This window comes from Gilliamella sp. B2838 (genome assembly GCF_026536185.1).
In the GTDB taxonomy this organism is placed as follows: domain Bacteria; phylum Pseudomonadota; class Gammaproteobacteria; order Enterobacterales; family Orbaceae; genus Gilliamella.
In genome coordinates this window covers 1-11,532 of sequence record NZ_JAFNOO010000002.1, presented here as the reverse complement: position 1 = coordinate 11,532, position 11,532 = coordinate 1, and the positions used below count along the sequence as shown (strand labels likewise).

Genomic DNA, 11,532 nt, shown 5'->3' with positions numbered 1-11,532 from the left:
GGAGAAAAATATGGCAATTGCAGCATTAACGGAAAATGTTGAAATGGCAACCGTATTGAAAAAAATCATCGAAGATAAACAAAGTTGGTTAGTCTCACAGCAAGCATCAAAACCGCTTGAAACATTTAAAATGGATGTGAAGCCTAGTGATCGTGATTTTTATCAATCATTAAATCAAACTAAAACAGCATTTATTTTAGAATGCAAAAAAGCCTCACCGTCAAAAGGGTTAATTCGGGATGATTTTGATCCTGCAACTATTGCCAAAGTGTATAAAGATTATGCTTCGGCTATTTCGGTGTTGACCGACGAAAAATACTTTCAAGGACGTTTTGAGTTTTTGCCTATCGTACGTAATGAGGTAACTCAGCCTGTTCTTTGCAAAGACTTTATTATTGATGAATATCAAATTTACTTAGCGCGTTATTATCAGGCCGATGCCATTTTATTAATGCTATCAGTCGTCAATGACGATGAGTATCGTCACTTAAGCCGTATCGCTCATCAACTCAATATGGGCATATTAACCGAAGCAAGCACGCAAGCCGAAGTGGAACGAGCAATTGCACTTGGTGCTAAAGTGATAGGCATTAATAATCGTAATTTGCGTGATTTGAGTGTCGATTTAAATCGCGTTAAAAATCTATCGAAAACGATTCCTGATGATCGCATTATTATCAGCGAATCGGGGATTTACACACATAATCAGGTTAAAGAATTAAGTCAGTTTGCTAGTGGTTTTTTAATTGGTAGCGCGCTGATGTCAGAACCTAATTTAACCTTAGCGATTCGTAAAGTCATGCTGGGTGAAAATAAAGTTTGTGGTTTAACTCGCGCTGAAGATGCGATAGCAGCTTACCAAGCCGGTGCGGTATATGGTGGATTGATATTTGCACCAAAATCACCTCGTTATATCTCGCCAATAAATGCCCGAATAGTCATTTCAGCTGCGCCGCTAAATTGGGTAGGTGTGTTTAAAAATGAAACGATAGATCAAGTTTGTCAAATAGCCGAACAACTCTCACTTTATGCTGTTCAATTGCATGGTGATGAAGATAACCAATATATCCAATTATTACGTGAAAAATTACCTAAAAATTGTCAGATTTGGAAAGCATTAAGTATCAGCAATACCATCCCCGAACACAATAATCCGTTAGTCAGTCGTTATATATTTGATCATGGCGCCGGGGGAACGGGTAAAAGCTTTGATTGGTCACTACTAGCTGGGCAAGATTTAACTAATGTGATTTTAGCCGGCGGCATTAATCCGCAAAATATAAAAAATGCTTTAGCTACAAATGTGATTGGGGTGGATTTAAATTCTGGTGTCGAAATTTCGCCGGGTATTAAAGATAAACACAAAATTCAAGCTGTATTTGAACAAATTTAATTAATGTTAAAAGGAATAGTTATGTCAAAATTAAATCCTTATTTTGGTGAGTTTGGTGGGCAGTATGTCCCTCAAATATTGATGCCTGTGCTTGAGCAACTTGAGGATGCTTTTTTATCAGCGATTCATGATCCAAGTTTTCAAAAAGAGTTTAATGATTTATTAGTCAATTATGCCGGTCGACCTACTGCGCTTACTTTATGTAAAAACTTAACAGCAGGCACTAAAACTAAACTCTATTTAAAACGTGAAGATCTTGTACATGGCGGTGCGCACAAGACCAATCAAGTATTAGGGCAAGCGTTACTTGCCAAACGTATGGGCAAAACCGAAATTATTGCCGAAACCGGTGCAGGGCAGCATGGCGTTGCATCAGCACTGGCCTGTGCGTTACTTGGCTTAAAATGCCGTATTTATATGGGCGCAAAAGATGTTAAACGGCAAGCGCCTAATGTGTTTAGAATGCGTTTAATGGGGGCGACTGTGATTCCAGTTGAAACAGGTTCAGCTACCTTGAAAGATGCCTGTAACGAAGCGTTGCGTGACTGGTCAGGAAGTTATGAAAAAGCTCACTATATGCTAGGTACCGCAGCAGGTCCGCATCCTTTCCCGACTATTGTACGTGAATTTCAGCAGATGATTAGCCGCGAAGCCAAACAACAAATTATGGAAAAAGAAGGACGTTTGCCTGATGCCGTGATTGCTTGTGTTGGCGGTGGATCTAATGCAATTGGTATGTTTGCAAATTTTATTGAAGAAAAATCAGTACGCTTAATTGGTGTTGAACCGGGTGGACACGGCATTGAAAGCGGTGAACATGGTGCATCATTAAAACATGGTAAATTGGGTATCTACTTTGGTATGAAATCGCCAATGATGCAAACTGATGAAGGACAAATTGAAGAGTCGTATTCGATATCAGCGGGCCTTGATTTTCCATCGGTTGGACCTCAACATGCTTATTTAGATAGTATCGGCCGTGCGCAATATGTTTCGATTACCGATGATGAAGCGTTAGATGCCTTTAAAGCGTTGTCGCGTCATGAGGGTATTATTCCTGCGTTAGAATCATCGCATGCTTTAGCTTATGCACTAAAGATGATCAAAGAAAATCCTAATAAAGAGCAGCTGTTGATTGTCAATCTATCGGGCCGCGGAGATAAAGATATCTTTACTGTTTATGATATTTTAAAAGCAAAAGGAGAAATTGAATGAACCGTTATCAAAAATTATTTGATAAATTAAATCAAGAAAAGCGGGGCGCATTTGTTCCTTTTGTTCCTGTTGGGGATCCTAATCCAGAACTCTCTTTACAAATAATACAAACTTTAATTGATGCTGGTGCGGATGCATTAGAGCTGGGTATTCCGTTTTCTGACCCTATGGCCGATGGACCAACCATTCAAAATGCGAATATTCGCGCTTTTAAAGGTGGTATTAGTGTTGAAAAATGTTTTGAAATATTAACTCAAATCAGAAGCTATCATACTGATATTCCTATTGGCTTACTCATCTATGCTAATTTAGTTTTTAAAAATGGTATTGATAACTTCTATGCGAAATGTGCAAAAGCAGGCGTAGATTCAGTATTAATTGCTGATTTACCGGTTGAGTATGCACAAGAATTTACCAAACATGCAGAAAAATATAAGATTGCGCCAATCTTTATTTGCCCACCAAATGCTGATGACGAAGTTATTAAAAAAATAGCTGAATTGGGTAAAGGTTACACCTATCTTGTGTCACGTGCTGGTGTAACCGGTACTGAAAATCGCGCCAATAAACCTTTAACGCATTTAATCCAAAAATTGACTCAGTACGGCGCGCCGCCAGCGATTCAAGGATTTGGTATCTCAGAACCCTCACAAGTGAGTGAAGCAATTAAATCAGGAGCAGCTGGTGCGATCGCCGGATCTGCGACAGTCAAAATTATCGAGAAAAATTTAGATGAACCTGAAAAAATGCTCAATGAAATGACCGAGTTTGTTAAAAAGATGAAATTAGCGACGTCTAAATAATTTTTTTCCGCTGAGAATTCAGCGGAATATTTTATTTTTTTATAGATTTGGTTATGCCATTTTGCTTACTTATTTTACATTTGTTTTGTAAAAAAGACTGAAATTTATTCTGTTAGATTAATCAATTACTTCAGCTATATTTGCTAAAATTAACATTATTACACGTTGCACTTTATTTAAAATAAGGTATAATCTTCAACCATCTATCGCGGGGTGGAGCAGCTTGGTAGCTCGTCGGGCTCATAACCCGAAGGTCGTTGGTTCAAATCCAGCCCCCGCAACCACTTAGATTTTCATTCATAAATCAATTTACCCTTTTTATTGCGTGAAAGTTCGAATCAAGTGGCTTCATTATAGTTAGTTTTAAATGTAGCCTCGCATGTCGAGGTTTTTTTTCGTGTTTTGATTTAAGCGTAAGTTTAAAAGGAATGTTGGGCTATATGCCCTTTTTTTATTTTTTGCAGTGGAGGTTTGTTTGGCTAATATAGAACAGCAATTGACGGATATCATACAAGAACCTGTGAATGCCCTTGGTTTTGAGTTAGTTGGCGTTGAATACATTCGTGGCCGTTACCCAGTGTTACGAGTTTATATAGATAGTGAAAACGGTATAACTGTTGATGATTGTGCTGATGTTAGCCGACAAATTAGCGCTGTGCTTGATGTGGAAGATCCTATCAAAGATGCTTATAACCTTGAAGTTTCATCACCAGGTATGGACAGGCCACTGTTTACGTTAGAACACTATCAACGTTTTGTTGGTGAAGAAGTCACAATTAGTCTGCGTATTCCTGTTGCTAATCGTCGCAAATGGAAAGGACAGATAAAATCCATTGATAATGAGATGATTACACTAACGGTGGATAATAACGATGAAGTGTTTGCTTTTAGCAATATTCAAAAAGCAAATATAGTACCTAATTTTAACCTTAAATAGAGTACGGGTGTAAAGGATGAATAAAGAAATTTTAGCTGTTGTTGAAGCAGTATCAAATGAAAAAGCACTAACGCGTGACAAAATTTTTGAAGCGTTAGAAACCGCATTAGCAACAGCCACTAAAAAGAAACATAATGTTGATATTGATGTTGTGGTAAAAATTGATCATAAAACTGGCGATTATGATACATTTCGCCGTTGGTTGGTGGTCAATGAAGTTACACAACCAACTAAAGAAATAACCCTAGAAGCAGCGCAATATGAAGATCCAACATTAAAAATTGGTGACTATGTTCAAGAACAAATTGAATCTGTTGCTTTTGACCGAATTACAACACAAACGGCGAAACAAGTTATTGTACAAAAAGTACGCGAAGCTGAGCGTGCAATGGTGATTGATATGTTTAGAAACCGAATTGGTGAAATCGTAACGGGTATCGTCAAAAAAACCAATCGCGATAGCGTGATTTTAGATTTAGGTAATAATGCCGATGCAATGATGTCACGTCATGATATGCTGCCACGCGAAAACTTCCGTATTGGCGATCGTGTACGCGGTATTTTATATTTGGTTGAACAAGACAATAAACCTGCGCAGTTATGCATTAGCCGGTCTAACCCAGAGATGATGGAAGAGCTATTCCGTATTGAAGTCCCTGAAATTGGTGAAGAGATGATCGACATTAAAGGTGTTGCTCGTGATCCGGGTTCTCGCGCTAAAATTGCTGTTAGCAGTAACGACCGTCGTATCGATCCAGTTGGTGCATGTGTTGGTATGCGAGGCGCTCGAGTCCAAGCAGTTTCGAATGAATTTGGTGGTGAACGTATTGATATCGTATTGTGGGATGATAACCCTGCACAGTACGTGATTAATGCTATGGCACCTGCTGATGTTGTGTCAATTGTTGTTGATGAAGATAAACATACAATGGATGTGGCTGTTAATGCTGATACTTTACCACAGGCTATTGGTCGAAATGGGCAAAATATCCGTTTAGCATCACAACTTACGGGTTGGACGTTAAATGTAATGAGTACCGAAGATTTACAAGAAAAACATCATGCCGAATCATTTGCTGCAATCAGTAACTTAATGAAGCATTTAGACATTGAAGAAGATCTGGCACAACTATTAGTTGAAGAAGGTTTTACTTCGCTAGAAGAACTTGCTTATGTACCGGTTGATGAATTACTTGAAATTGAAGAACTTGATGAAGAACTGGTTGAAGCATTAAGAAATCGCGCAAAAGATGCTTTAACAACCTTAGCGCTTGCTCATAGTGGCGATAAAAGACCGGCGCAAGATTTATTAGATTTACCGGGTATGACACAAGAATTAGCCTACCAATTAGCCCAACATGACGTTATTACCTTGGAAGATTTAGCAGAACAAGGTACCGATGATCTCGTGGATATTGAAGGTTTAACAAGTAAACAAGCTGGCGATTTTATTATGGCTGCACGTAATATTTGTTGGTTTGCAAATGAATAATTGAGGGAAAGTAATACATGACCAAAGTATCAATCGAAACACTGGCTCAAGAGATAAATACTCCAGTGCAAACACTTTTGCAACAGTTTGCCGATGCTGGGATGAAAAAAACCGCGTCTGACACTGTTACACAAAAGGAAAAAGAAGCTTTGCTTGCGCATTTAAATCCTCAGCAAGGTCCAACAAAATTAACACTACAACGTAAAACTCATTCAACGTTGAATGTGTCAAGTGCGGGTGGCAAAAGCAAAGAAATTAAAGTCGAAGTCCGTAAAAAACGTACTTTTGTAAAACGCGATCCGGCTGAAATTGCTGCCGAGCAAGAAAAAGCACGTCTAGAAGCTGAAAAAGCTAAACAAGAAGCAGAATTAGCAGAATTACAAGCGCGTAAAGAAGCTGAAGAGAAAGCGAAGTTAGCTGCAGAGCAAGAAGCTAAAAAACGCGAAGAAGAGGCTAAAAAACGTGCTCAAGAAGAGAAAGCTAAACAGCAAGCCGCTAAACCTGTGCAAGAGCCGACAACGGATCCTAAAGTAAAAAAAGCACAAGAAGAAAAAGCGCGTTTAGAAGCAGAGGCCAACGAAATAAAACGTAAAGCTGAAGAAGAAAATCGTCGAAAATTAGAAGAAGATGCTAAACGTATGGCCGAAGAAGCTCGCAAACTAGCCGAGCAATATAGTGATACTGATGATAACGACAATAGTGAAGATGATGATTATCATGTCACCACATCTAAATATGCACGCGCTGCTGAAGATGATACCGACCGAGAAGTCGAAGGTGGTCGAGGCCGAGGTCGTGGCGGTAAACAAACTAAACAGAAAAAAGCTAGTAAATTATCTGAAGGTAAAGCTGAACGAGAAGAAGCCCGTGCAGTTACGCGTAGTGGTCACAAAAAGAAAGGTAAAAGTGCATTGCAACAAAGCTTTACTAAACCTGTTCAAGCCGTTAACCGTGATGTAGTCATTGGTGAAACGATAACTGTTGCTGAACTTGCTAATAAAATGGCTGTTAAAGGTTCTGAAGTTATCAAAACTATGATGAAGATGGGGGCGATGGCAACCATTAATCAGGTTATCGATCAGGAAACGGCACAACTTGTTGCCGAAGAAATGGGACACAAAGTGGTACTTCGTCGTGAAAACGAACTAGAAGAATCGCTCATGAGCGACCGTGATACCGGCGCTGAAAAAGTTGCTCGAGCGCCTGTCGTCACTATCATGGGACATGTTGATCATGGTAAAACTTCATTACTTGACTACATCCGTAAAGCGAAAGTGGCATCGGGTGAAGCCGGTGGTATTACTCAGCACATCGGTGCCTACCATGTAAAAACACCAAATGGCGAAATTACCTTTTTAGATACACCAGGCCATGCTGCATTTACGTCAATGCGTGCGCGTGGTGCTAAAGCAACCGATATCGTGGTATTAGTTGTAGCGGCTGATGATGGTGTGATGCCACAAACTATTGAAGCTATTCAACATGCGAAAGCGGCAAATGTACCAATCGTTGTTGCAGTGAATAAAATCGACAAACCAGAAGCCGATCCTGAGCGCGTAAAAGGTGAACTGGCCCAATATGGCGTTATGTCAGAAGATTGGGGTGGTGATACTCAGTTTGTTCATGTTTCGGCTAAAGCAGGTACCGGCATCGACCAATTACTTGAAGCAATCTTATTACAAGCCGAAGTCCTTGAGCTTACTGCGTATGAATCTGGTATGGCGAGCGGAGTGGTAATTGAATCATTCTTAGATAAAGGTCGTGGTTCAGTTGCAACAGTGCTAGTTCAATCAGGTACTTTACGAAAAGGCGATATCGTTCTGTGTGGTTTTGAATATGGTCGTATTCGTGCAATGCGCAACGAATTAGGTAAAGAAGTTACCGAAGCGGGCCCTTCAATTCCGGTTGAAATTTTAGGTCTTTCTGGCGTACCGTCAGCAGGTGATGAAGCCACTGTTGTTCGTGATGAAAAGAAAGCGCGTGAAGTTGCGCTCTATCGACAAGGTAAATTCCGTGATGTGAAACTTGCGCGTCAACAAAAAGCGAAACTTGAAAACATGTTTACCAACATGACTGAGGGTGATGTATCTGAACTTAACATCGTGTTAAAAGCTGACGTTCAAGGTTCGGTTGAGGCGATCTGTGATTCATTGCTTAAACTTTCAACTGATGAAGTGAAAGTGAAAATTATTGGTTCAGGTGTTGGTGGAATTACCGAAACTGATGCTTCATTAGCAGCGGCTTCAAATGCGATAATTTTAGGCTTTAATGTTCGTGCTGATGCATCGGCACGTAAGGTTATTGAGTCTGAAAACTTAGATCTTCGTTACTATTCTGTTATTTATGACTTAATTGACGAAGTTAAACAAGCCATGAGCGGTATGCTTGCACCAGAATACAAACAAGAAATTATTGGTCTTGCTGAAGTGCGTGATGTATTTAAATCACCAAAATTTGGTGCGATTGCTGGTTGTATGGTGACAGAAGGTGTGGTCAAACGCCATAATCCAATTCGGGTACTTCGTGATAACGTTGTTATCTATGAAGGTGAACTTGAATCCCTACGACGCTTCAAAGATGATGTTAATGAAGTACGTAATGGTATGGAATGTGGTATTGGTGTACGTAACTACAATGATGTTCGTGTTGGTGACAGTATCGAAGTGTTCGAAACTATCGAAATCAAGCGTACCATTTAATCATTACCAAACATGTTATAAGCAAGGTTTAAGCCTTGCTTATTCATATTTTAAGGAAAATAGATATGGCAAAAACATTTAGCCGCTCATCACGAGTTGGGCATGAATTACAAAAAGAGATTGCGATCATCTTACAACGAGAAATCAAAGATCCACGATTAGGAATGGTCACTGTTTCTGGCGTAGATATTTCGCGCGATCTTTCCTATGCCAAAGTATTTGTAACTTTTCTTAATGATGATGATCCACAAGTTATTGAGCAGGGACTAACTGTGCTTAATGATGCAAAAGGATATATCCGAACCTTAATTGGTAAAGCGATGCGTTTACGCATTATTCCTGAAATCAAATTCTTTTATGATGAGTCACTGGTTAAAGGAATGCAAATGTCTAATTTAGTGTCTGATGTGATTAGACAAGACAATGAACGGCATAAAGATTAACTAAAAAGTTAAAATTATACTTAGCAAATAATTATTAAAAAAACTTAAACCTTGAATATAAAGCACCAATGATGAATACAAAAAAAATTCGCCGTGACATTCACGGCGTTTTATTGTTAGATAAACCGCAAGGTATGACTTCTAATGATGCACTTCAAAAAGTAAAAAGGCTGTTCAATGCAAAAAAAGCAGGGCACACAGGTGCACTTGATCCTTTAGCAACAGGCATGTTACCAATTTGTTTTGGTGAGGCGACCAAATTTTCGCAATACCTGTTAGATTCAGACAAACGCTATCGCGTGGTTGCCCAGTTAGGCGAACGAACTGATACTTCAGATGCAGATGGTCAAATTATTTGTTCTAAAGTTGTTAATATTTCTCAATCACAAATTGATGAAGCATTAACGCATTTTCGTGGCGATATTTTACAAGTACCGACCATGTTTTCAGCATTAAAATATCAAGGTAAACCCCTATATGAGTATGCCCGTCAAGGTATTGTGATTGAACGTGAAGCAAGGCCTATTACTGTCTACCAAAATCAATTTATTCAATTTAATCCAGATGATAACCAATTAACATTAGAAATACATTGCTCGAAGGGCACTTATATTCGAACCATTATTGATGATTTGGGCGAACTACTTGGCTGTGGCGCGCATGTTATTTATTTAAGACGTTTGCAAGTATCAAATTATCCGATTGATAAAATGATCAGCTTGGATGAATTACAACACATTACCGATAAACAAGCTTTACTTATGCCAGTGGATAGTCCTGTGCAAGATTATCCAAAAATTACTTTAACTGATATTCAAGGAAAAGACATATTGTTAGGCCGAAATATTGTACTTGATACATCAGTATCGAGCGAAACATTAGTTCGAATTTATCAAGAACAACAGTTTATCGGTATTGGTATACAAAAATTTAATCAACTATCACCAAAACGCCTGATATCAGTTTGATTATAGAACATCGTTACCTAGATAATTTATGCTATTTATTGCTCGTAATATCGGGTAAAGTTAAAGTGGATGTTAATCATTAATAAAAACGAGGTTCTGCTTCTATAATGTGATAGCTTTTAACGTTTTTTATAGCATTATCAATATGTTGACAAAGTAAATTAGCGGAATCTTGGCCCATTTTATACAATGGTTTATTTATTCGACTTAATTTATCTAATTCGTTATATTGCCTTGCACTTGCATGGCCCACATAGGTTATAGTAAGCGGACGAACTAGCTGAGCTTGACTTTCATGGGCTTGATGTAATGCACCTAAAACAACATGATAATCGGAAAGATGACATTGCAAATTATGATAATTCTTTTCTGGATAGCTCAAACTACTATTATCACCACAAATAACCGCTGAAGGTGGATTATTGCTATTGATTAGTTTTTTTACGGCAGCTCTGCCATGTTCATAACTAATGCAATGCTCAACAAGATAGTGAGGATTAAATTCTATATTTGCTCTGAGTAACGCTTGTTGATACCCTTGCAAAAAAAGTGTGGAACAAATTTTATTATTATCATTCATCAAAATTGCGATTTTTTGATGTGCGTTTTCTAATAAATATTGCGTTATTTGGTAACCGATCATCAAATGATCAAAATAAACACAGCTAAAATTACGCGAAAAATGATTTATTAAAACAATTGGTGGCAATGCTTTTTTAAATTGTTCAAGCTCACTTAAGTAAGGTGCATCATTAATCACTAAAATTCCGGCAAAGGTGTTTTGGTTAATAAATTGAATTAAATGATGAATATCAGTTTTCGATTGGCATGGAAAGCGAAAATAAAATACTGTAAAACCTGCTTGTCTTAACGCCTGCTCCAGTCCATAGTTAATTAATGTATATGGTGTAAATTGATTATCCAAAACTAAAATGCGATTAGATTTATTAAAATGGCTATGAGGCTTTAAATTACAACTTATATCAATCTTTAACTCTTCAATCGCTCGGTAAACTTTAGATTGCGTTGTAACAGAGGTTAAATGAGGTTTTTTAAGCACCCTAGATACCGACGCAATCGATAAATTTGCCTGTTTGGCAATCACAGACAGTGTAGTTTTTTTCATAATAATTAAAGTAGTCTATTAAAATTATAATTACATTAATCAAGTTACTAAGTTCTGTAATTGATTTTGAGCGAATTTAGCGATCTGCCTTCCAAATAATTTTGACTATGTAGTAACTAAAGACTATTTTGCCAATTTAATATATGCTACTTAGATAATCTGTTATGATTAAATATGTACTGTCCTTGTTTTAAAGCGTTTACAATTAATAAAAAAATAAATTATTAAAAAAAAGATTGTTAGGAATAAGAAGGAAATAACTATGCCTAAGGCGCTCAGCAACCTAATTAGCACATTAGGTGAAAAAGCTGGCATTAACAACATGTTATCAGATGTTAGCCATAATCGTTACACATTAACAATTGAAGCACTAGGCTCAGCAATATCGGTATTAGAGGTAAGCAGTGATGAAGCCCTTAACCAGCCCTGGCATTATCGCATTTCTTTTACAAGTTC

The 11,532-nt window shown here is 38.0% G+C and carries 10 protein-coding genes and 1 tRNA gene; 10 read left to right on the top strand and 1 reads right to left on the bottom strand.

Annotated elements, in window-relative coordinates; genetic code table 11:
• The first annotated feature begins 10 nt into the window (after nucleotides 1-10).
• The 9 genes from trpCF to truB all read left to right on the top strand — a co-directional run bounded on the left by trpCF (nucleotide 11) and on the right by truB (nucleotide 9,950).
• Nucleotides 11-1,393 carry a bifunctional indole-3-glycerol-phosphate synthase TrpC/phosphoribosylanthranilate isomerase TrpF gene (gene trpCF, locus J3U63_RS01890; RefSeq protein ID WP_323849518.1) on the top strand — a complete coding sequence of 461 codons (1,383 nt, stop codon included), beginning with the start codon at nucleotides 11-13 and terminating at the stop codon, nucleotides 1,391-1,393.
• A 21-nt stretch (nucleotides 1,394-1,414) separates the two neighbouring features.
• Entirely contained in the window at nucleotides 1,415-2,608 is a 1,194-nt protein-coding gene (gene trpB / locus J3U63_RS01885; protein WP_267343521.1) for a tryptophan synthase subunit beta, read from the top strand.
• Complete coding sequence (gene trpA, locus J3U63_RS01880; RefSeq protein WP_267348702.1) at nucleotides 2,605-3,411, top strand: tryptophan synthase subunit alpha; 807 nt, start codon at nucleotides 2,605-2,607, stop codon at nucleotides 3,409-3,411. The genes trpB and trpA overlap by 4 nt, the downstream gene beginning before the upstream one ends.
• 207 nt (nucleotides 3,412-3,618) lie before the next feature.
• Nucleotides 3,619-3,695: transfer RNA gene (locus tag J3U63_RS01875), tRNA-Met, on the top strand.
• A 191-nt stretch (nucleotides 3,696-3,886) separates the two neighbouring features.
• Nucleotides 3,887-4,348, top strand: a complete 462-nt coding sequence (gene rimP, locus J3U63_RS01870) for a ribosome maturation factor RimP (RefSeq protein WP_065633366.1) — start codon at nucleotides 3,887-3,889, stop codon at nucleotides 4,346-4,348.
• A 16-nt stretch (nucleotides 4,349-4,364) separates the two neighbouring features.
• Nucleotides 4,365-5,840 carry a transcription termination factor NusA gene (nusA, locus tag J3U63_RS01865; RefSeq protein ID WP_065798778.1) on the top strand — a complete coding sequence of 492 codons (1,476 nt, stop codon included), beginning with the start codon at nucleotides 4,365-4,367 and terminating at the stop codon, nucleotides 5,838-5,840.
• Between the two features lie 17 nt (nucleotides 5,841-5,857).
• Nucleotides 5,858-8,539: a translation initiation factor IF-2 gene (gene infB / locus J3U63_RS01860; protein WP_267333383.1), complete on the top strand. Its 2,682-nt coding sequence runs from the start codon at nucleotides 5,858-5,860 to the stop codon at nucleotides 8,537-8,539.
• A gap of 65 nt (nucleotides 8,540-8,604) precedes the next feature.
• Complete coding sequence (gene rbfA, locus J3U63_RS01855; protein WP_065798776.1) at nucleotides 8,605-8,982, top strand: 30S ribosome-binding factor RbfA; 378 nt, start codon at nucleotides 8,605-8,607, stop codon at nucleotides 8,980-8,982.
• Nucleotides 8,983-9,050: 68 nt separating this feature from the next.
• A complete protein-coding gene (gene truB / locus J3U63_RS01850; RefSeq protein WP_416381277.1) occupies nucleotides 9,051-9,950 on the top strand; it encodes a tRNA pseudouridine(55) synthase TruB in 900 nt (299 codons plus the stop codon).
• A 79-nt stretch (nucleotides 9,951-10,029) separates the two neighbouring features.
• On the opposite strand, the gene J3U63_RS01845 is transcribed toward truB, so the two are convergent.
• Nucleotides 10,030-11,076: a LacI family DNA-binding transcriptional regulator gene (locus J3U63_RS01845; RefSeq protein ID WP_267370319.1), complete on the bottom strand. Its 1,047-nt coding sequence runs from the start codon at nucleotides 11,074-11,076 to the stop codon at nucleotides 10,030-10,032.
• A gap of 262 nt (nucleotides 11,077-11,338) precedes the next feature.
• On the opposite strand from J3U63_RS01845, the gene J3U63_RS01840 reads away from it, so the two are divergent.
• A partial coding sequence (locus J3U63_RS01840) for a hypothetical protein (protein WP_267370318.1) occupies nucleotides 11,339-11,532 on the top strand: 194 nt, incomplete at its 3' end.

Bases quoted from the DNA above. Each gene is read 5' to 3' on its own strand.
- rbfA (WP_065798776.1), top strand. From the start codon at position 8,605: ATGGCAAAAACATTTAGCCGCTCATCACGAGTTGGGCATGAATTACAA.
- truB (WP_416381277.1), top strand. From the start codon at position 9,051: ATGATGAATACAAAAAAAATTCGCCGTGACATTCACGGCGTTTTATTG.
- infB (WP_267333383.1), top strand. From the start codon at position 5,858: ATGACCAAAGTATCAATCGAAACACTGGCTCAAGAGATAAATACTCCA.
- trpCF (WP_323849518.1), top strand. From the start codon at position 11: ATGGCAATTGCAGCATTAACGGAAAATGTTGAAATGGCAACCGTATTG.
- trpA (WP_267348702.1), top strand. From the start codon at position 2,605: ATGAACCGTTATCAAAAATTATTTGATAAATTAAATCAAGAAAAGCGG.
- J3U63_RS01845 (WP_267370319.1), bottom strand. From the start codon at position 11,076: ATGAAAAAAACTACACTGTCTGTGATTGCCAAACAGGCAAATTTATCG.
- trpB (WP_267343521.1), top strand. From the start codon at position 1,415: ATGTCAAAATTAAATCCTTATTTTGGTGAGTTTGGTGGGCAGTATGTC.
- nusA (WP_065798778.1), top strand. From the start codon at position 4,365: ATGAATAAAGAAATTTTAGCTGTTGTTGAAGCAGTATCAAATGAAAAA.